General features: G+C 71.2%; 20 protein-coding genes and 1 pseudogene. 7 read left to right on the top strand and 14 right to left on the bottom strand.

What is annotated here, in order from left to right; translation table 11 throughout:
• Positions 1 to 7: 7 nt before the first annotated feature.
• Genes ABEA10_RS24285 through ABEA10_RS24275 form a run of 3 tightly spaced genes read left to right on the top strand, consistent with a single transcriptional unit; the run spans position 8 to position 4,203 of the window.
• On the top strand, positions 8 to 1,126 hold the full coding sequence (locus ABEA10_RS24285) for an ATP-binding protein (protein WP_345467699.1): 1,119 nt from the start codon (positions 8 to 10) through the stop codon (positions 1,124 to 1,126).
• On the top strand, positions 1,123 to 3,948 hold the full coding sequence (locus ABEA10_RS24280; protein ID WP_345467697.1) for a DUF5682 family protein: 2,826 nt from the start codon (positions 1,123 to 1,125) through the stop codon (positions 3,946 to 3,948). The genes ABEA10_RS24285 and ABEA10_RS24280 overlap by 4 nt, the downstream gene beginning before the upstream one ends.
• A 51-nt stretch (positions 3,949 to 3,999) precedes the next feature.
• Positions 4,000 to 4,203, top strand: a complete 204-nt coding sequence (locus ABEA10_RS24275) for a MerR family DNA-binding transcriptional regulator (RefSeq protein WP_345467695.1) — start codon at positions 4,000 to 4,002, stop codon at positions 4,201 to 4,203.
• Between the two features lie 395 nt (positions 4,204 to 4,598).
• On the opposite strand, the gene secY is transcribed toward ABEA10_RS24275, so the two are convergent.
• The 6 genes from secY to ABEA10_RS24245 all read right to left on the bottom strand — a co-directional run bounded on the left by secY (position 4,599) and on the right by ABEA10_RS24245 (position 11,014).
• The gene (gene secY / locus ABEA10_RS24270) at positions 4,599 to 5,897 is read right to left on the bottom strand and encodes a preprotein translocase subunit SecY (RefSeq protein ID WP_345467692.1); all 1,299 of its coding nucleotides are present in this window, start codon (positions 5,895 to 5,897) and stop codon (positions 4,599 to 4,601) included.
• Positions 5,898 to 6,058: 161 nt separating this feature from the next.
• A complete protein-coding gene (locus tag ABEA10_RS24265; protein ID WP_345467689.1) occupies positions 6,059 to 6,586 on the bottom strand; it encodes a hypothetical protein in 528 nt (175 codons plus the stop codon).
• 211 nt (positions 6,587 to 6,797) lie between these two features.
• A complete protein-coding gene (locus tag ABEA10_RS24260) occupies positions 6,798 to 7,541 on the bottom strand; it encodes an amino acid ABC transporter ATP-binding protein (protein ID WP_345468195.1) in 744 nt (247 codons plus the stop codon).
• A gap of 29 nt (positions 7,542 to 7,570) precedes the next feature.
• Complete coding sequence (locus ABEA10_RS24255; RefSeq protein WP_345467687.1) at positions 7,571 to 8,479, bottom strand: amino acid ABC transporter permease; 909 nt, start codon at positions 8,477 to 8,479, stop codon at positions 7,571 to 7,573.
• 2 nt (positions 8,480 to 8,481) lie between these two features.
• Complete coding sequence (locus ABEA10_RS24250; protein WP_345467685.1) at positions 8,482 to 9,432, bottom strand: ABC transporter substrate-binding protein; 951 nt, start codon at positions 9,430 to 9,432, stop codon at positions 8,482 to 8,484.
• Between the two features lie 13 nt (positions 9,433 to 9,445).
• Entirely contained in the window at positions 9,446 to 11,014 is a 1,569-nt protein-coding gene (locus tag ABEA10_RS24245) for an amidohydrolase (RefSeq protein ID WP_345467683.1), read from the bottom strand.
• A gap of 111 nt (positions 11,015 to 11,125) precedes the next feature.
• On the opposite strand from ABEA10_RS24245, the gene ABEA10_RS24240 reads away from it, so the two are divergent.
• The 3 genes and pseudogenes from ABEA10_RS24240 (at position 11,126) to ABEA10_RS24235 (ending at position 12,651) form a co-directional block, all read left to right on the top strand.
• Entirely contained in the window at positions 11,126 to 12,001 is an 876-nt protein-coding gene (locus ABEA10_RS24240; RefSeq protein WP_345467680.1) for a LysR family transcriptional regulator, read from the top strand.
• Between the two features lie 85 nt (positions 12,002 to 12,086).
• A pseudogene (locus tag ABEA10_RS51245) lies at positions 12,087 to 12,197 on the top strand (hypothetical protein); the annotation flags it as partial.
• Positions 12,184 to 12,651, top strand: coding sequence for an amidase family protein (locus tag ABEA10_RS24235; RefSeq protein ID WP_345467678.1), 468 nt, complete (start codon positions 12,184 to 12,186; stop codon positions 12,649 to 12,651). The pseudogene ABEA10_RS51245 and the gene ABEA10_RS24235, both read left to right, overlap by 14 nt.
• A 3-nt stretch (positions 12,652 to 12,654) precedes the next feature.
• On the opposite strand, the gene ABEA10_RS24230 is transcribed toward ABEA10_RS24235, so the two are convergent.
• Entirely contained in the window at positions 12,655 to 13,269 is a 615-nt protein-coding gene (locus tag ABEA10_RS24230; RefSeq protein ID WP_345467676.1) for an Lrp/AsnC ligand binding domain-containing protein, read from the bottom strand.
• 59 nt (positions 13,270 to 13,328) lie between these two features.
• Here ABEA10_RS24230 and ABEA10_RS24225 point away from each other — a divergent pair, with 59 nt between their 5' ends.
• Entirely contained in the window at positions 13,329 to 13,733 is a 405-nt protein-coding gene (locus ABEA10_RS24225; RefSeq protein WP_345467674.1) for an aspartate/glutamate racemase family protein, read from the top strand.
• A gap of 113 nt (positions 13,734 to 13,846) precedes the next feature.
• On the opposite strand, the gene ABEA10_RS24220 is transcribed toward ABEA10_RS24225, so the two are convergent.
• The 7 genes from ABEA10_RS24220 to ribD form a co-directional block, all read right to left on the bottom strand.
• The gene (locus ABEA10_RS24220; protein ID WP_345467672.1) at positions 13,847 to 14,275 is read right to left on the bottom strand and encodes a PH domain-containing protein; all 429 of its coding nucleotides are present in this window, start codon (positions 14,273 to 14,275) and stop codon (positions 13,847 to 13,849) included.
• Position 14,276: 1 nt separating this feature from the next.
• Positions 14,277 to 15,152: an ATP phosphoribosyltransferase gene (gene hisG / locus ABEA10_RS24215; RefSeq protein ID WP_329258057.1), complete on the bottom strand. Its 876-nt coding sequence runs from the start codon at positions 15,150 to 15,152 to the stop codon at positions 14,277 to 14,279.
• Positions 15,153 to 15,203: 51 nt separating this feature from the next.
• On the bottom strand, positions 15,204 to 15,716 hold the full coding sequence (ribH, locus tag ABEA10_RS24210; RefSeq protein WP_345467669.1) for a 6,7-dimethyl-8-ribityllumazine synthase: 513 nt from the start codon (positions 15,714 to 15,716) through the stop codon (positions 15,204 to 15,206).
• Positions 15,713 to 16,921, bottom strand: a complete 1,209-nt coding sequence (locus ABEA10_RS24205) for a bifunctional 3,4-dihydroxy-2-butanone-4-phosphate synthase/GTP cyclohydrolase II (protein ID WP_345467666.1) — start codon at positions 16,919 to 16,921, stop codon at positions 15,713 to 15,715. Before ABEA10_RS24205 ends, ribH begins: the two co-directional genes overlap by 4 nt.
• Positions 16,918 to 17,565, bottom strand: coding sequence for a nicotinamide mononucleotide transporter family protein (locus ABEA10_RS24200; protein ID WP_345467664.1), 648 nt, complete (start codon positions 17,563 to 17,565; stop codon positions 16,918 to 16,920). Before ABEA10_RS24200 ends, ABEA10_RS24205 begins: the two co-directional genes overlap by 4 nt.
• Before the next feature lie 121 nt (positions 17,566 to 17,686).
• Positions 17,687 to 18,286, bottom strand: coding sequence for a riboflavin synthase (locus tag ABEA10_RS24195; protein WP_345467661.1), 600 nt, complete (start codon positions 18,284 to 18,286; stop codon positions 17,687 to 17,689).
• A gap of 1 nt (position 18,287) precedes the next feature.
• Positions 18,288 to 19,421, bottom strand: coding sequence for a bifunctional diaminohydroxyphosphoribosylaminopyrimidine deaminase/5-amino-6-(5-phosphoribosylamino)uracil reductase RibD (ribD, locus tag ABEA10_RS24190; RefSeq protein WP_345467658.1), 1,134 nt, complete (start codon positions 19,419 to 19,421; stop codon positions 18,288 to 18,290).
• Between the last annotated feature and the right edge of the window lie 80 nt (positions 19,422 to 19,501).

Here is a 19,501-nt window from a genome sequence, read left to right as displayed (position 1 = left end):
AACGCTCATGACCGACGACATGCTCCGCGCCCCCGCCGAGGTGAAGTACGCCGAGGAGCTCGACTGGCTGGAGTCCGTCGACGACGGGCCCAAACCGTTCTCCTGGCGGCTCAGCCCCCGGATGGTGCGCACGTTCGTGCTCGGGTCGACGCGGTCCGACGGCCTCGACCGCGAGATCCCGCAGAAGTGGTTCGGCGACCGGAGCTTCGTCGAGCGCGGCATCGTGACGCTGGCGTCCGACCGGGGCCTGCTGCTGATCGGCGACCCGGGCACCGGCAAGAGCTGGCTGGCCGAGCTGCTGTCCGCCGCCATCTGCCGCAACTCCACCCTGGTCGTGCAGGGGACGGCGGGTACCACCGAGGACCACATCAAGTACTCCTGGAACGTCTCGATGGTGATCGCCAAGGGGCAGTCGCGCGAGTCCATGATCCCCTCACCGATCATGACCGCGATGGAGCAGGGCGTGATCGGCCGGTTCGAGGAGCTGACCCGCTCGACCAGCGACGTACAGGACGCACTGATCTCGATCCTGTCCGAGAAGTACGTCTCCATTCCCGAGCTGGACCACGACAACATCGTCTTCGCCCAGCCCGGCTTCTCGATCATCGCCACGGCGAACAGCCGTGACCGCGGCGTCAACGACCTGTCCTCGGCGCTGAAGCGACGGTTCAACTTCGTCCGCATCCCGGTCGTGACCAACAGGCGCAGCGAGGCCGAGATCATCCGGTTCCGCACCACCGAGCTCATGCGCCGGCACCGGATCGAGCTGGAGGTTCCGCCCACACTGCTGGACGTGCTGCTGGAGAGCTTCGCCGACCTGCGCGCGGCCTCGGCCTCGGCCGGCAGCGACGACGAACGCCTGGAGTCCGCCCTGTCCACCGCCGAGCAGATCGGCGTGCTGGAGGACGCCATCCTGCACAGCCGCTTCTTCGGCGACAGCACGCTGCGGGCCGAGACGCTCGCGAGCTCGCTCATCGGGTCGCTGGCCCGCCGGAGCCCCGAGGACCTCGCCATCTTGAACAAGTTCTGGCACGGCGTGGTCGAGCCGCGCGGCAAGCAGGACGAGGGCGGCCCGTGGCAGGCCTTCCTCGAAGGCGGCCGCCAGGCGATCGCCACCTTGTCATGAGCGAGCGCGTGCCTGACGGGCTCGGCACCTTCGGCGCGCTGCGCGAGCAGCTGACGACCGCCGCCGAGGCGTTCGCCGACGGTCCGGGCGCCGTGCCGGAGATTCTCTCGGGCATGGTCGACGACGTCGACCGTGCGCTGTCCGAGCGGCTGGAGATCTTCCCGGTCTGCCACCACTCACCGGCGTCGGCGCTCGCGATGGCGCGGCGGCTGCGCGACAAGCAGCCCAAGGTCATCTACCTGGAGCTGTGCGAGGACCTGCGGCCGCTGCTGGACGAGCTGCGCAACTGCCGCCTGCCGGTCGCGCTCCAGGCGTTCGCGTCGGAGATCGACGGGTTCCCGCCGGAGTCGGCGCCGCTCAGCGTGGTGGCCCCCATCACCGAGGCGTCCGCGGAGTACCAGGCCATCGCGTACGCCCTCGACACTCCGGGCGTCGAGCTGGTGCTGGTCGACCGCTCGACCGATCACGTGTTCCAGTGGGAACCGGACGAGCCGCCCGCCGAGGCAGAGCCCGGGTCGGAGTCCGAGTCCGAGGACGACGCGGCGCTGCACGGTGACGCCGTCGGCCTGGAGATCGGCGACCTGCGGCCGGGCTTCGCCGAGCTGGAGGAGCACCTGCTCCACCACGGCCGGGTCCGGCACTGGTCCGAGTGGTGGGACCAGTACGTCGAACAGCCCCTGATCGGCGCGGACTACGCGACGTACCGCCAGGTCATGGTGCTGATCGGCAGCCTGTTCCGCCGGCTGCGGCCGGGGCGGCGCGGCGTTGAGGCCGACGAGAACCGCGAGCGGTACATGTGGACCCGCATGCGCGAGCACCTCGCCTCCTCCGGTGCCGACCCCGCGGACTGCCTGTACGTCTGCGGCGCCTTCCACGCGGCCAGCACGGTCGAGCAGTTCGGCGTCGACGCCGACGCCGAGCCGTTCGAGATCGCCCCGCGGACGGCCACCCGCTGGCTCTACGGGCTGATCCCCTCCAGCCACGCGGCCATCGAGGCGCAGTTCGGCCTGGCCTCCGGCTCGGTGTCGATCGCCGCGGCGACCTGGGCCAAGGCGCTCAGGCACGCACGCGTCGCGCCGTACCGGCTCAAGGGGCAGAAGGGCACCCGCGAAACCGCCAAGAAGCGCGCCCCGGCGCCGCCGGAGCCCGTCACCGACCGGCTGTCCGGCTTCCTGGCCGCGCCACCGGCCCTCGACGGCATCGACGAGGACGAGTTGCTCGGCTGGTGCGCCGGCATCGTCCGGCTGGCGCGGCGTAACGGCTACCTCGCCAGCACGGCCGACGCGATCGCGGTGTTCGAGACGTCCGTCCTGCTCGCCGGGCTGCGGGGCCGCCGCCGGCCCACGCCGTACGACTTCCAGGACGCCGCGATCACCTGCATCGAGAAGGACGCCGTACCGGGCCGGCGCGACGTCCGCCGCCTCTGCGAGATCCTCCTCGGCGGCGACCGGGTCGGTCAGGTCGGGTACGACGCGCTGCCGCCGCTGGCGCGCGACGTCCTCGACCGCCTCGCGCCCCTGGGGCTCGACCTGGAGAAGCGCACGATCCAGCGGGCCCTGCTCGATCTCGACGCACGGCCGGAGCTGGCACCCTGCTCCCAGCTGCTGTGGATCCTGCGTCACCTGCTGCCGGACGACGCCGTACGCCCGATCATGGGCTCGCGCCGGCTCGGCGAGCGCTCGATACAGGAGAGCTGGGACCTGGCGATCGGCCGCAACCAGCGCTCGCTCATCGAGCTCGGGTACGAGGGCGTCACCGTCGAGCAGGTGCTCGAACAGCGCCTCCGCCGGGCCGTGCAGGGCGAGCGCGCCACCGCCTCCGTCGCGCTCGACGCGGTCGAGCAGTCCCTCCTCTACCTCGGCGGCGGCCGGCTCACCGACGAGCTCGGCGCGCGGGCCGTGGAGCTGCTGTCCGCCGAACGTACGGTCGACGACGCGCCCGAGGTGCTGCGGCGCATGCGCCGGCTGCTCGGTCACTACCGCGCGACCCGGCCCGCGCTGCCGCGGTGGTGCGAGGCGTTCGTGACCACCGGGTACGCCCACTACTGCACGTTGCTGCCGACCGCCTTCACCGACGATGACAGCGGCGTGCGCCAGGTGGCGGCCATGCTCGGGTTCCTGTTCGGCATGGAGAGCCTGGCCCTGTCCTTCGGCTGCGACCACGCCCAGCTCGAACTCGCCGTACGCCAGTCGCACCCGGAGGCGCCGGCGAAGGTCGCGCTGCTGTGGGCGGCGAGCTGCCAGCTCGGCCTGCTGTCCCAGGACGACCTGCGCTCCCGCTGCGACGACCTGCTGGCCAACCCGCTCGTCGTGCCGGCGTTCCCGCAGTACCTCAGCGGGTTCGTCCAGGCCCTGGAGCCGGTTCCGGCGCTGACGCCCCTGGTGGTCGAGGTGATCTCCAAGTCGTTCGCCCGGCTGCCCGACACCGTCCTGCTCCCGTGGCTGCCCAGGCTGATCACGACCCTGCGCGACAACGCGCGGGAACTCGTGCCGGTGCTCGTACGCGAGGCGGGCCGTACGTTCCCCGGAAGCCTGGCTGCCATCGACGCGTGGGTGCCGCCGTGGTCGCGGCGGCCCGCCGAGGCACCGGTGGCCCCCACGCCGTCCGGCCCCGTGGCGGACCTGCTGACCGCCCATCCGGCGACGTACGAGGCGGTGGCGGACCTGCTCGGCTACGACCGCACGGCCGGCGCCGCGCCCCGGCCTTCCGCGGCGGCGGCACTGCTGGCCCGCCACCCCGAGACCGCCGGCGCCGTCGCCACACTGCTCGGCCCCGCGCCCGAACCCGTACGCGCGGGAGATCCGCCACGTGGAGGGAGCTGAGCGGGGGCCTGCCCTTGCGTCTCCCGTTACGGGAACCCCGATAGTGGACGCATGAGCGGCGAGACGAGGCTTTGCTCGATCGGCGAGGCGGCGCGCCGTACGGGCCTGACGACCAAGACGGTCCGGCTGTACTCCAACATGGGACTGGTGCCGCCGACCGACCGCCGAACGCCGAACGCCGCCGCATCATCGACGCGTTCTGGGACGAGGTCTGCGCGGGCCTGGACATCGCCCCGGACGCCGAACGGCGGATGACCGAATATCACGCGACGCGGCGAGCGGCCGGCGACCCGATGCGGGTCCACACCGAAGAGCAGGGACGAGCCGTCCAGGCCGCCATCGGCCGACGCCCGCACCGAACGCTACTGGCGGCTGCTGTCGGTCATCGACGGCCGACGGCCGCCGAAGTCCCCCGCGGCGGCCATCGACTGGATCGTGTCCGCGCTGCGCGGCCCGGCCGGCATGCCCGCCCCGGCCGGTCGGCACCCGTGATGCGCTCAGGAGCGCACGATCGGGCCGGCAGAGGGCGCGGCGCCGGCGCAGGCCCGGTCACTGAACGAGGTCTGCTTCCCCCCTGCTCGGTAGCGGTGATCGTGCGCCGCTGATCCCTCGGCCGTACGGGACGGTCGGGAGATCAGCGGCACGGCGGGTCAGCGGAGGAAGCCCTCGTAGTTGCGTTGCTGGAGCTGACTCTCGATCTGCTTCACGGTGTCCAGCCCCACACCGACGACGATCAGGAGGCTGGTGCCGCCGAAGGCGAACTCCTGGGCCGTGCCCATCGCCGTGAACTCGATCGTCGGTATGAGCGCGATCAGAGCCAGGTAGAGCGCGCCCGGAGCGGTGATCCGCGTGAGCACGTGGTCGAGATATCCGGCGGTCGGGCGGCCGGGACGGATACCGGGGATGAACCCTCCGTACCTTTTCATGTTGTCAGCGATCTCCACCGGGTTGAAGGTGATCGCCACGTAGAAGTACGTGAAAAAGACGATCAGCAGGAAGAACGCCCCCGTGTTCCACGCGCTGCCCGGGCTCAGGTAAGGGGCGAGTGTCCGGTTGAGGAACTTGTTGCCGGGCCAGAGTCGGGCGGTCGTGGACGGCAGGTAGATCAGCGACGAGGCGAAGATGATCGGGATGACGCCCGCCTGGTTCACCTTCAGCGGGATGTAGGTGCCGGTGACGCCGTACGTCCGCCGGCCCACCATCCGCTTGGCGTACTGCACCGGAATGCGCCGTTGGGCCTGCTCGACGAAGACGACGCCGGCCACGACCGCGACGCTGAGCAGGACGACCACGACGAACGTGAAGCCGCCCTTGGACTTGGCGATGTTCCAGAACTGGGTCGGGAGCATCGCGGCGATCTGCGTGAACATCAGAAGCGACATGCCGTTGCCGATGCCCCGCTCCGTGATCAGCTCCCCCAGCCACATGATCACCGCGGTGCCGGCCACCATACAGATCACCATCGTGGCGATGGTGAGGATCCGGTGGTCGCGCAGCAGCGAGGACGAGCAGCCCCGGAACAGGGTGCCGGTCGAGACGACGGCGGCGACGCTGGCCCCCTGCAGCACGGCCAGCCCGACGGTGAGGTAGCGCGTGTACTGGGTGATCTTGGCGGTGCCGGACTGGCCGTCCTTCTTGAGGGCCTGCAGCCTCGGGATCACCACCGTCAGAAGCTGCAGGATGATGCTGGCCGTGATGTAGGGGAAGATGCCGAGCGCGAAAACGGACAGCTTCAGCAGCGCGCCGCCGCTGAGGACGTTGACCGTGTCGAGGACGCCGGCCTGGCCGCTCCTGCCCATGCCGGCGACGCAGACCTTCGCGGCCCTGACGTCCACTCCGGGCGCCGGAAGATTCTGCCCCAGCCGGAATATGACGATGATCGCGATCGTGAAGAGCAGTTTCCTGCGCACGTCGGGTGTTCGGAACGCCTGGATGAAAGTGGTCAGCATTTCCCCTCCGGCATGAGTTCGGCCACAGGGCCGGGGCTGGGAAATGCGAGGTTCGCGGACAGCGGTGATCGGGCGGGCACCGAATGTGCTCGCGCCACGGTGATACGAGAGATGACTGGCCTCCATACGGGAACGCCGCAGCGTCCCGGTGGACGCCGCGGTCAACGGCTGAGCGCGTGAGAACCCGTGCTGGAGGGTGGGCCCCGGACCTGAACGTCGGAGGCGGGTACGGCCGCCCGAACGATGGCGGTTTCGCCCGCGACGCCGGCCGGGCGCGGGTCGGCGCCGGTCAGGGAGCCGCGAGACGGGAGAGTGCCGACGGTCTGCGACTGGATGTGATCGGTCGCGTGCTGCGCCGAGGCGGCGTTCCGCTGCGCAGCGCTGCGGGCGGCCTCGATCGAACGCCGGGCCGCGGGCAGCGCTCCGGTGGACACCGCGCCGGGCGAGCGGGCGATGGTCAGGGAGATGGTGACGGGCCGTTCCGAAGAACGGTGACCACGGCCAAGAGCGGTGCCCGGCGCCGTGGAGCCCCGGAAGCCCGGAGAGTCCGCGGCGGCCGCAGTGCTCGTACTGAGGCCCTGAACGATCGCGGTTCCGGGAAGCGCCGCGACGGACGCGGACGTGACGAAGCCGAAGAAACCAGCCAGGAGCACGAAAAGCCGTCGACGACGGGTGATGTGACCGTTCATCCCGACTCCCGGCGGCAAAGGCGTTATCCGCGCAGTTTAGCTTCCACCGGTTACCAGGCACCGTTTCTTCGCGCGGCACTCAGCCCGCATCCGAAGCTCGCCGGCAAAGAGGCGAAGCTTCACCTCGACGTCCCTTGTGACCCGATCAGCCTCAATGTTCCGTGAGGCCCACATCGCCCCCGGACGGAAGGGGCCTGGCCGACCGGCGGGGTCATTCGGTCCTGGAACTGAGCACGCTGGACAGGAACGCCCTGGTCCGGTCGTGGCGGGGGCCGGCCAGGAGCGCGCCGGGACGGTCGTGCTCGACGACCACGCCGTCGGCGAAGAAGGACAGCCGGTCGCCGACCTCTCTCGCGAAGGCGATCTCGTGGGTCACCACGATCATCGTCATCCCATCGGCGGCCAGCCTCTTCATGACCTCCAGGACCTCGTCGACGAGTTCGGGGTCCAGCGCGGAGGTCGGCTCGTCGAACAGCATCAGCGCCGGGTTCATCGCCAGCGCCCTGGCGATCGCCACCCGCTGCTGCTGGCCACCGGACAGCTGGCGGGGTCGCTTGTGCGCGTGGTCGGCGAGGCCGACCCGGTCCAGGTGTTCCATCGCCAGCTTCCGCGCCCGGTCCGGCGGTGTGCCCAGCACGTGGATGGGGCCGCAGGCGACGTTGTCCAGCGCGCTCTGGTGGGCGAACAGGTTGAAGCGCTGGAACACCATGCCGATGTTCCTGCGGAAGGCGGCGAACTCCTTGGGCGTCCACGGGTGGTACCGGCCGTCGCGCAGGCTGTGGCCGACCTCCTCGCCGAGCACTCGCAGGCTGCCGCCGAGCACCGGCTCCAGGCCGTTGACGCACCGCAGGAACGTGGACTTCCCCGAGCCCGACGGGCCGATGATGCAGCTCACCTCGCCGGAGGCCACGGTGAAGTCCACGCCGCCCAGGACCTGCACGTCGCCGTAGCTCATCCGGACGCCCGAGGCCTGCACGACGGCGTTCACGCGGCCACCTTCGGCAGGACCCGGGCCGCCAGCCCGCCACCGCGCACCAGCCGTACGGCGTCGGACCCGAACCGGCGCTCCAGCCTGCCCTGCAGGAACGTCGCCACGGCGGTCATGAGCATGTACCACAGGCTCGCCACGATCAGCAGCTCCATGATCAGATTGTTCGCCTTGTAGATCTGGCTGGCATTCGTCATCAGGTCGTGCCCGGCGACCACGTAGACCAGCGAGGTGGTCTTCAGCATGGAGATGAACTCGTTGCCGGTCGGCGGGATGATGATGCGCAGCGCCTGCGGCAGCACGATGACCCGCATGCGCTTGGCCGGGGTCATGCCGAGCGCGTACGCCGCCTCGGTCTGGCCGTGGTCGACGGCCTGGATGCCGGCGCGTACGGTCTCGGCGAAGTAGGCCGCCAGGTTCAGCCCGAGGCCGAGCATGGCCGCGGTGAAGCCGGTCATCACCTGGTTGGTGTCCCACATCACGCCGATCATGGTGAAGGGGATCTTGAGGACCAGCCTCGGGAAGAGGAACGCCAGGTTGTACCAGAAGATGAGCTGCACGAGCACGGGTGTGCCGCGGAAGAACCAGATGTAGAACGTGGCCATCCAGCTGAGCACCGGGTTGTGCGACAGCCGCGCGATCGCGATCACCACGCCCAGCACCAGCCCGAGGACCGTCGCCAGCAGGGAGATCTCGATGGTGACCCAGACCCCGGCCAGGATCCGGTCGTTGAACAGGTACCCGGCGACCTTGCCCCAGTGCAGGCGCGGGTTGACCACGACCAGGTAGACGAGCCAGCCCGCGAGCGCGAGCGCGACCGCCCCGGCCAGCCAGCGGCCCCAGTGCCAGGTCCGCGCGACGGGGACGAGCGTGCCGGACGGGTCGGCGATCGGTTCCGTGCGCATGGTCACTTACCGCCGTTGACCACGACGGACGGGACGGCCAGCTTCCCCAGGTTCCACGCCTGGAGCAGCTTGGCGTACTCACCGCTGCGGATGAGTGCGCCCAGCGCGCCCTTGACGGATTCGATGAGCTGCTTGTTGTCCGGCCTGATCCCGATGCCCCACGGGCTCTCCGTGCCGTCGAGCGCGACCGCGTCGACCGCGAGCTTGGGATCGGCGGCCTTGCTGGCGGCCACCACGTAGTCGGTGATGCTCGCCTGCGCGCGCCCGCCGCTGACCTGGAGCAGGGCCTCCTGGTCGCCGGGGAACTTCAGGATGTTCACGGCGGCGGAGCCGGCCTTCTTGCAGTCGGCGGCGTACCGCTCGGCCAGGTTCATCGAGGAGCCGTTGTCCACCACGGACACCGTCTTGCCGCACAGGTCCTTCGGCCCGGTGATGCCGGCCGGGTCGCCCTTCTTGACCAGCAACCCGGCGCCCGCACGTACGTAGTCGACGAAGGTGATCTGGCCCTCCCGCTCCGGTGTGTCGGACATCGAGGAGATGACGAAGTCGTAGCGGCCGGAGAGCACGCCGGGGATCTGGGAGTTGAACTCCTCGTCGGTGATGGTCACCTTGACGCCGAGTTTCCTGGCGATGGCCCTGGCGAGGGCGGGGTCGAAGCCGATCGGCGTCCTACCGTCGGTGGCGAACAGCTCCATCGGCGGGTAACCGATGGACGAGACGACCTTCAGCCCGCCGGACTTGACGCTCGACGGCACCTTGGCCGCCAGGTCCTGGTCGGGGGTGACGGCGTCGATGACGCCGGCCGCCTTCTCCTCGGTGGGGGCCTTGTCGAGGACGACGGACTTTCGGTCGGACGCGCCGGCGTCCAGAGATTTGGCGCCGCACGCCGCGGTGGCCGCCAGCAGGGCTCCGGTGGCGAGCGCGGTCAGCGTGGTGAGGATCCGGGTGTTCAACGGGGGCGCTCCTTCAGATTCGCCGCCAGCGGACGTCGCCGCCGACGACGGTGGTCAGGACCTGGGTGCGCAGCACCGCGTCCGCCGACTCCCGGTAGGGGTCGGTGTCCACCGCGATGAAGTCGGCGAGTTTGCCCGGCGCGAGGACGCCCTTGTGGTCCTCCTCGCCCGCGGCGTAGGCCGCGCCCAGGGTGTGGGCGGTGATGGCCTCGGCCATGCTCAGCCGCTGCTCGGGCTGCCAGCCGCCGGCGGGGGTGCCGTCGGGGCGGGTACGGGTCACCGCGGCGTACAGCGCGGCGAACGGGTCGGGGTGCTCGACGGGAGCGTCGGAGCCGAAGGCGAGCGCGACGCCGGCGTTCAGCATCCCGCGCCAGGCGTACGAGGCCAGTTCGTGCCCGGCCAGCAGGGAGTCGACCAGGTCGATGTCGCTGGTGCAGTGCACCGGCTGCATCGAGGCGACGATGCCCAGCCTGGCCATCCTGGCCAGGTCGCCGGGCCGCAGGTGCTGGGCGTGCTCGATGCGGTGCCGCAGCCCCGACGTGGGGCCGATCGCCTCATAGGCGTCGATGACCAGATGGTTGGCCTGGTCGCCGATGGCGTGCGTGGCCACCGCGATGCCGGCGCCCGCGGCCCTGGCGAACAGCTTCACCAGGTCCTCGTACGGCGTGACGGCGATGCCGACGTTGCCCTGTTCGCCGGCGAAGGACTCGCTCATGTGGCAGGTGTGCGAGCCCAGCGCCCCGTCGCTGAAGATCTTCACGGGGCCGGTGCGGAACCAGTCGTCGCCCTGCCCGGTACGCCGCCCCTCGGCGATGGCCGCGTCCAGGTGGATCATCGGGATCGCCTTGTGCACGCGCAGCTTCAGCTCGCCGTCCGCGTGCAGTTGCCGGTAGGCGGCCCGGCAGTCCTCGCCGTCGATGTCGTGCACGCTGGTCAGGCCGAGCGCGAGAAGCTCCTCCTGCGCGGCGCGAAGCTGGTCGCGCAGGTCGGCGGAGACCATGAGGTCGCGCAGCGGGTAGGACGCCGACTCGCGCAGGATGCCGGTCGGCTCCCCGCTCGCGTCCCGGACGATCTCGCCGCCGACCGGGTCGGGGGTGCCGGCGTCGATACCGGCCAGCCGCAGGGCCGCGGAGTTGGCCCACACGGTGTGGCCGTCGATGCTGGGCAGCGCGACCGGCAGTTCGGGGCAGACCGAGTCCAGCGCGTAACGGTCCGGCTGGGCCGGCGGATCCCAGGTGTTGCTGTTCCACCGGCCGCCGAACAGCCAGGCGCCCGGTCGCAGCCGCGCCGCGTGCGCGGCCACCCTCGCCAGCGCGTCGTCGAGCGAGCGCACGTCGCGCAGGTCGACCGCGTCCAGGCTCTGGGCGTACTGCGCGGTGTGGATGTGGGCGTCGTAGAGCCCGGGGAGCACCGCGGCGCCCTCCAGGTCGATCAGCTCCGCGCCCGGCCCCGCCGCCTCGCGCACCTCCGCCTCCGTGCCGACGGCCAGCAGGCGTTCGCCGTCCACTGCCATGGCCTGGGCCGACGGGTTGCCGCTGTCTCCGGTACGGATGGCGGCGTTGCGGTACACGCGGATGCTCATGTGCGACCCTCACGGGCTGAAGTGACAGTGGCCATCACTGTAGGAGTGGCGAAAAGAAGGCGAAAGCGCTAGAAAGACGACATTTAGCGACCGTGAGAACAAGGAACTCTTATGCTGAAACCGGAGCACTTGCGCACGCTCCGTGAGGTCGTTCAGCTGGGCTCCTTCGCCGCCGCGGCCAACCGGCTCGGGTACACCTCGTCCGCCGTCTCCCAGCAGATGGCCGCGCTGGAGCGGAAGATGGGCGTGAAGCTGTTCGAACGCTCCGCCCACAGCGTGCTGCCGACCAACGCCGCCCTGGTGCTGGCCAGGCAGGCCGAGATCGTGCTCATCGACATCGAGCGCATGGTCGCGACCGTCCAGGCCGCGCACCGCAACAGCGAGCGGCAGGTGCATCTGGGCGTCTTCCCCAGCCTCACCGACGTGCTGACCGGCGTCCTGCGGCGGATGGACCCCGCCGAACGCGCCGGCATCAGGATCTCGGTCGCCGAGTCCTCCCAGCTCATCCCGCATCTCGGCGCCGGCGGCGAGATGGACGCGGCGATCGTCTACCAGGTGGGCAACATCGGCCTGTCGTGGCCGTCGGCGCTGGACCGGCGCTGGAACGCCGAGGACCGCTACAAGCTCGTCCTCCCGCGCTGCTGGCCCGACCTGGCGCCCTACCGGGTCGAGCAGCTCGCCGACCTGCCGTGGATCATGCATCACCCGGGCACCGGCGACGCCACCTTCTTCGACGGCGTGTTCGCCCGCTGGAATCTGCACCCCAGGGTGGCCGGCTACTCCGACGACTTCAAGATCACGATGGCCATGATCGGGGCGGGGCTGGGCGCGGCGTTCGTCCCCGACCTCGCCCTGCGCGGGCACGGCCCGGACGTCGTGGTCGCCGACGTGCCGTGGCTGAACACCAGCCGCAGCATCTTCACCCTCGTACGCCCCGAACGCGAGAACGCCCGCCTGCGTTTCCTGCTGGACGCGCTGGCGATGTGACCGCGGGCCGGCGCGGACTTCGCCGAACGCACCGGCCCCTTTGACGCCGCCCGAACTGTGGGCCTGGACGTTCGTGGTCAAGGACATGATCGACGTCGCCGGCCTGCGCACGACCCGCGGGTCCGTCCTGTACGGAGCCGAGGAGGCGCTGACCACCGCACCGTGCGTCGAACCGCTCGAGCGTGCCGGGGCGCTCCTGGTGGGCACGGCGAACCAGCACGAGTTCGCCTGGGGCGTCACCAGCGAGAACCCGCACTGTCCGGCGCACCCACGAGGGCACGTACCCGGCGAACGCCGCGAGCTACAGCGCCGGCGTACGGCGAAAGCCCGACGACGCCGCCGGGATCGGCCACCGGGACTACCGCCGGGCCGTCGAGGAGCTCTCCGCCGTCCGGGCCGCCTTCTTCGCGAAGATGGCCGGCATCGACGTCCTGATCACGCCGACGCTCGGCGGCCCCGCGCCGCGAGCCGGGTGCGACGAGGCCGCCGTCCGCGGCGAGGTCGGCCGGATCACCGCCGTCGTGTCCGCGCTCGGCCTGCCCGCACTGGCCATCGGCGATTTGCAGCTGGTCGGGCGCAGCGAGTCCGCGGTGCTGCGGGCCGGCCTGTGCCGGGAGGCCCGTGGCGGCACGGTCCCCGCGCCACGCTGAACCTCACGTACGCGACGACAGGCTCCACGGGTCCACCGGGACGACGCCGGCGCAGCGGCCGGCGGGGTCGAGGAGCCGCCCGTACAGCTTCGACTGCCGCAGGACGAGCTGCCGGTCATCGATGCGCACGTACGGGAACCGCTCCTCCAGGCGCACCACCAGCGGGTGCCGGTCGGAGACCGTGTGCAGGCCGACCGTGAGGAGCATGTTCCGGGTCCCCGCGAGCGCGGCGCAGGTCCGGGTCTCCGGCCAGTCGAGCAGCGCCCGCCCCGTCTCCTCCAGCAGCCCGTCCGGCATTCGCAGCCACAGCACCGCCGAGAAGTGCCGGCCCGCGTGCGCGCGGACCGGGGGCAGTACGCGCAGCCGCCAGCGGCGCGACGCCTCGAAGACGCGCGTGGCCACATGGGTGCGCACCTTCGCCACGCCGGGCACCCGCGGCAGGTCCGTGAGCAGATGGTCCGCCAGCGCCGGCATCGACGCGGCGACCGCGATCACGAACAGGTCGTGACCGGCCGCGACGTGCTGCACGGTGATGAGGTGTTCCGCCGTCGCGAGCGTGGAGGCGACCTCGACCGCCGCTCCGGCCTCGCAGTCGATCTCCAGGAACGCCATGCTCATCGTGCAACACCGCGCACGCGTTCGTCCCGCGCCTGGCGGACGAGGCCGGGCTGGAGCTGGTGAGCATGATCGGGGTCACCGCCGACGCCCTCACGGCCGGCGGGATCCGCGCCGCCGGCGTGCTGGCCACCTCGGGCACGCTGCGCGCGGGCCTGTACGGGGACGCGCTGCGGCGCCGCGGAGTGGCGGTGATCGAACCGGACGAGCCCGGCCAGCGACAGGTCATGGCCGCCATCCGCGCCGTCAAGGGCGGTCTCGCCGGCCCGGCCCACCGGCGGGCACTGGCGGAGGTCTCCCGCTCCCTCACCGACCGTGGCGCGGAGCGGATCGTCACCGCGTGCACCGAACTCGTCCTGATCCTGGACGACTCCGGCGTCTCCGTCCCGGTGATCGACTCCGCCCGCCTGCTGGCCCGCCGGGTCGCCGACGTCGCACTCGGCCGGGAAGTGAGATCGTCCAGGTGAACGCCCGCCCGTACGGGAACCGCCCCGGCCGTCCGGCGGTGACCCGGATGCGCGCGAGGACGTGCGGGATCCCCCGCCACGATCAACCCGCGCCGGATCCGAAGCGGCCGCGGTCAGGCCTCGCGGGCCTCGCCGCGTTCGTGGACCAGCGCGGTGAGCTCGGCGACCGCGTACCGGGCGCGGTCGCCGTCGGAGGACTGGATGCCCATCGCCGGCGCGGTCGAGCCGTCGGCCAGGTCCAGCGTCGGCCACGGCGCGCCCTCCGGCATCGACACGCCCAGGATCTCGGCCCACTCGTACTCATGCGTCCGCAGGCCGTTGACCACCGTCACGCCGCGGTCGTCGGCGGTGACCCGGCTGCGCGCCAGGATGTGCAGGATCCCCGCCACGATCAAACCGACCACGACGAAGCCGATCCGATCGCCGAGCCCCCAGTTGGACGGCATGCCCACGGCGAGGGCGACCATTCCGGCCACGACCACCACCGCAAGAACGTAGGGGATGAATCGGGCACGGCGCGGCCGCCACGTCGCCGCGGTCACCTCAGTCGACGATCTTGCTGATCGGGATCTCGAGGATGTCGCAGCCGCCGGCCGCCTTGATCGCCGGGATGAGGGTGTTGACGCCGTGCTTGGCCACGACGCTCTCCACCGCGTGCATCTCACCGCCGGCCAGCCGGGTGACCGTCGGGGACGACATCGACGGCATGATGCTCAGGACGTCCTGCAGCTGCGCGTCGGAGACGTTGAGCTTGAGCAGGACGTTGCCGCGGGCCCGGATCGCGCCCTGCAGCAGCAGCGCGATGTCCTCCATGGCGGCCCGCTTGTTCGGGTCCTCGTACGCCTCGCGGTTGGCCACCAGCTCGGTGTAGCTCACCAGCAGCGTGTCGAGGATGCGCAGGCCGTTCTTGCGGAGGGAGGACCCGGTCTCGGTCAGGTCGACGATCGCGTCGACGATGTCGGGCACCTTCGCCTCGGTCGCGCCGTACGAGGGCACCACCCGGGCCTTGACGCCGTGCTCGGTCAGGAACCGCTCGGTCAGCGCCGGGAACTCCGTGGAGATCCGCACCCCCTCGGGCAGGTCCTCCACCGACTGCCAGGGGGCGTCGTTCGGCACGGCCATGATGACGCGCACCGGGTTGGAGGTCGCCTTGGAGTACTTCAGCTCGCCGAGCGAGACGACGTCGGACTGCGTCTCGGTGATCCAGTCACGGCCGGTGATGCCGAGGTCGAAGAGCCCCTGTTCGAGGTAGGTGGGGATCTCCTGCGGGCGCAGCACGCGGACGCGGTCGATGCGCGGGTCGTCGACCGACGCGCGGTAGTCACGATCGGAGCCACGGCGGACCGTCAGGTCGGCGGCGTCGAACAGCTCGAACGTCGCCTTCTCCAGCGAGCCCTTGGGAAGCACGAGTGACAGCACGGTGAAAAGACCTTCCTTGAGGATGAGAGATCGGTATCGCGGCGTGGAGACTCAGGAGCCTTGATGCTCCGCGTGATGCCGCGCGTGACCGTGATGCCGCAGGCCCCTCAAGGTCAGTGCCGTATCGAGTGCGGCCACGGTCGCCTCCCATCCTTTGTCTTCGCTGCTGTCCGGCCGACCGCAGCGGTCCAGTGCCTGGTCAAGCGTCTCACAGGTTAGTACGCCATTGCCGATGGGTGCGCCCTCATCGAGGGCAACCCTCGTCAAACCCGCTGTTACCGAATCGCATACATAGTCAAAATGGGGCGTACCTCCCCTGATCACGGCGCCAAGACAGACGACCGCGTCGTGATCACGGGCGAGCTGCTGGGCGACGACGGGCAGCTCGAGCGCGCCCGCGACGCGGACGACGACGGGCTCGGGCAGGCCGCACTCCTTGGCGGCGGCCAGCGCGCGTTCGAGCAGCCGGTCGGTGATCTGACCGTTCCAGCGGGCGGCGACCACGCCCAGGCTCAGCCCGGACGCGTCGACGGCCGCGGCTTCGGGACGTCCCATACCGCTCATGACAGCTCTCCGATGTGGTGGCCGAGGCGGTCGCGCTTGGCCGTGAGGTAACGACGGTTGTACTCGGTGACGACGACGGGCAGGGGCGTACGGCCGCGCACCTCGACGCCGAAGCCCTCCAGGCCCGCGAGCTTGAGCGGGTTGTTGGTCAGCACGCGCACCGACCGGACGCCGAGGTCGGCCAGCATTTGCGCGGCGTTGACGTACTCTCGCGAGTCGACCGGCAGGCCGAGCTCGATGTTGGCGTCCACGGTGTCGGAACCGTCGTCCTGCCGCGCGTAGGCCTGGAGCTTGGCGAGCAGGCCGATCCCCCGGCCCTCGTGCCCGCGCAGGTAGAGGATGACGCCCCGGCCCTCTTCGGCGACCGCCGCCATCGCCGCGTCGAGCTGGGTGCCGCAGTCGCAGCGCTGGGAGCCGAGCACGTCGCCGGTGAGGCACTCGGAATGCACCCGGATCAGCACGTCCTCGCCGTCGCCGAGGTCGCCGAGGACGAGCGCGAGGTGCTCGCCGCCGTCGACGGAGCTGGAGTATCCGACCGCACGCCACATGCCGTGCCGGTTGGGGATGCGCGTCTCGGCGACCCGCTCGACCACCCGCTCGGTGCGCTTGCGGTACGCCGTGAGCTGCTCGATGGAGATCAGCTTCAGGTCGTGCTCCTTGGCGAACACCTCCAGCTGCGGCAGCCGCGCCATCGTGCCGTCGTCGTTGACGACCTCGGCGAGGACGCCGGCCGGGTGCAGCCCGGCGAGCCGGGCCAGGTCGACCGCGGCCTCGGTGTGCCCGCGCCGCCGGAGGACGCCGCCCTCGTGGTAGCGCAGCGGGAAGACGTGGCCGGGCCGCACCAGCTCGTACGGCTCGGTCGCCGAGTCACACAGCCGCCGGATCGTGGTGGCGCGGTCGGCCGCGGAGATGCCGGTGCTCACGCCGTCGCGCGCGTCCACGCTGATGGTGTACGCCGTGCGCATCCGCTCGTTGTTCTGCGCGGTCATCAGGGGGATGTTGAGGCGGTCGAGATCGGCGCCCTCCATCGGCACGCAGATCACGCCGCTGCTGTAACGGATCGTGAAGGTGAGCAGCTCCGGGGTCGCCTTGGCGGCCGCGAAGATGATGTCGCCCTCGTTCTCCCGGTCGGCGTCGTCGACCACCACCACGGCCTTGCCCGCCGCGATATCCGCGATCGCTTCTTCCACCGTGTCGAAACTCATGCCGCCACCGCCTCCAGTTCGGCATACCGCCGCTGCCGGCGGTATTGGTTGATCCAGTTACGGAACCCGGCGATGACCATCACGAAGAAGATCACGTACGCCGCCCCGGAGACGTACAGGCCGGACTTGATCGCCAGGGGCACACCCACGAGGTCCACCAGCACCCAGATGACCCAGAAGTCAACGAGGGCGCGGCTCTGCGCGAACGTCGCGACCGCGCTGCCCGCGAAGATGTACGCGTTCGCCGTCGGAGACCAGGTGATCTGCAGCCAGGAGATGTTCGCGAACAGCAGCGCCAGGGCCGCCGTTCCGGCGGCCAGCGCCACCACGAGCACGACGCGCTCACGTGCGGTGGCCGGGCGGACCGGCAGGCCGTCGCTCTCGTGGATGCCGCGCAGCCACTTCACCCAGCCGTAGGAGACCAGCGCGACGAACAGCACCTGCTTGAGGGCGTTGCCGGGGGCGTGCGCGCTCACCGAGGCGGTGAACAGCAGCACCGCGCCGGCGAGCTGGACCGGCCACGTCCAGATGGTGCGCCTGATCGCCAGCCAGACCGTCGCGAGGGAGAACACGTTGCCCAGCAGGTCGGTCCACAGCACCTTCTCGCCGAGGACCGTGACACCCGCCTGCGCCCAGGAGCTCATGAGCCCTTCACCTTCGCCCCACGCCACGGAAACGCTCCGCGAGCTCCGCGTTTCCGTGGGAACCCCGGGATCGGAGGAGTGATCCTCCGGCGCGTGTTCGCGATCCGCTCACGTCGTTCGCTCATGGCCTGCTCCCGGCGGCGACGAGCCGCTCGACGTACTTGGCCACGACGTCGACCTCGAGGTTGACCGGGTCGCCGGGGCGCTTGCGGCCGAGCGTGGTCAGCTCCAGCGTCGTGGGGATCAGGGCGACCGTGAACGCGTCGTCGCGGGCCTCGACCACGGTGAGGCTGATGCCGTCGACGGTGATCGAACCCTTCTCCACCACGTAGCGGGCCAGGTCCGCCGGCAGGCCGATCGTCACGACGTCCCAGCGGTCGCCGGGCTCGCGGGAGACGATCTCGCCGACGCCGTCGACGTGGCCCTGGACGATGTGGCCGCCGAGCCGGTCCGCCGGGCGTACGGGCCGTTCGAGGTTGACCGGTGATCCGGGGGCCAGCGCGGCGAGGGAGGAGCGGTCGAGGGTCTCCTTCATCACGTCGACCGTGAAGGCGTCGTCCTTGACGTCGGTGACGGTGAGGCAGACCCCGTTGACCGCGATGGACGCGCCGTGGACGGCGTCGGAGACGACCAGCGGGCCGCGTACGGTGAGCCGGGCGGAGTCGCCCTCGCGCTCGAGCGCGACGATCTCCCCCAGCTCCTCGACGATTCCGGTGAACACTTCAGTTCTCCCTTCGAGACGGTGCCGGCCGGTCGCGTACCGTCGCGGTGATCCGCAGGTCCGGCCCGATCGTGGTGACGTCGTCGATGTCGAGGTGGTGCGCCTGCGCGAGCGTCGCGACCCCGGCGTCGCCGAGGGCGGCGGCCCCGGCGCCGAGCAGCGTGGGCGCCAGGTAGGCGACGACGCGGTCGACCAGCCCCTCGGCCAGGAACCCTCCGGCCAGGGACGGACCGCCTTCGAGGAACACCGAGACGATCTCGCGCTCGGTCAGCTCCGCGAGCAGGGCGGACAGGTCCAGGCCGCGTCCGCTCCGGGCGCGCGGCAGCCGTACGACGGCGGTGGTGGACTCCAGCGCGGACGCTTCGGCGTCTTCGGCGACCGCGACCAGCGTCGGCGCCTCGTCGTTCAGGACGCGGCTGGCCAGGGGCGTACGGGCACGGGTGTCGGCGACGACGCGCAGTGGGCGGCGGTGGGTGCGCAGGTGGTCGTGCGGTTCGAAGCCGCGCACGGTGAGACGGGGGTCGTCGGCCAGCACGGTGCCGGACCCGGCGATGATCGCGTCGGCGCGGGCGCGCAGGCGGTGGACGTCCTCCCGCGCGGCGGCACCGGTGATCCACTGGCTGGTGCCGTCGGCCGCGGCCGAACGGCCGTCGAGGGTAGCGGCGAACTTCCAGGTCACGTGGGGGCGGCGCAGGCGGGCGTAGGTGAGCCATTCGGCGTTGATCCGCTCGGCCTCCGCGGCGAGCAGCCCGGACTCGACGGACAGGCCGGCCTCGGCAAGCCGCCGCCCGCCGCCCTGGGCCCGGTCGCTGGGGTCGCCGACCGCGTACACGACCCGGCGCAGGCCGGCGGTCAGGATGGCCTGGCTGCAGGGCCCGGTGCGGCCCTGGTGATCGCAGGGTTCGAGGGTGACGACGAGCGTGCCGCCCCGCGCGCGGACGCCGGCCTGCCGCAGTGCGACGACCTCGGCGTGGGGACCGCCGGCGTACGCGTGGAAGCCTTCGCCGACAGGGGTCTCGTCCGCGTCGAGCACGACGCATCCGACGACGGGGTTGGGGCTGGTCTCGCCGAGCGCGCGCGCCGCCAAGGCGATCGCGTCGCGCATCGCCGTCTCCTCGGCGGAAGATGCGGTCACCCCGGGCCTCCTGATCCAGGCTCCGGGATGTGACGGCGCGATGGTGCCGACGCCACTACCGTGCCCCGAACAGGGCACGG

Origin of the sequence: Actinoallomurus oryzae, assembly GCF_039541955.1 — a bacterium.
Classification (GTDB): domain Bacteria; phylum Actinomycetota; class Actinomycetes; order Streptosporangiales; family Streptosporangiaceae; genus Actinoallomurus; species Actinoallomurus oryzae.
Note: the sequence above shows the minus strand (reverse complement) of the source record. Positions and strands in the feature narration are given on the sequence as shown.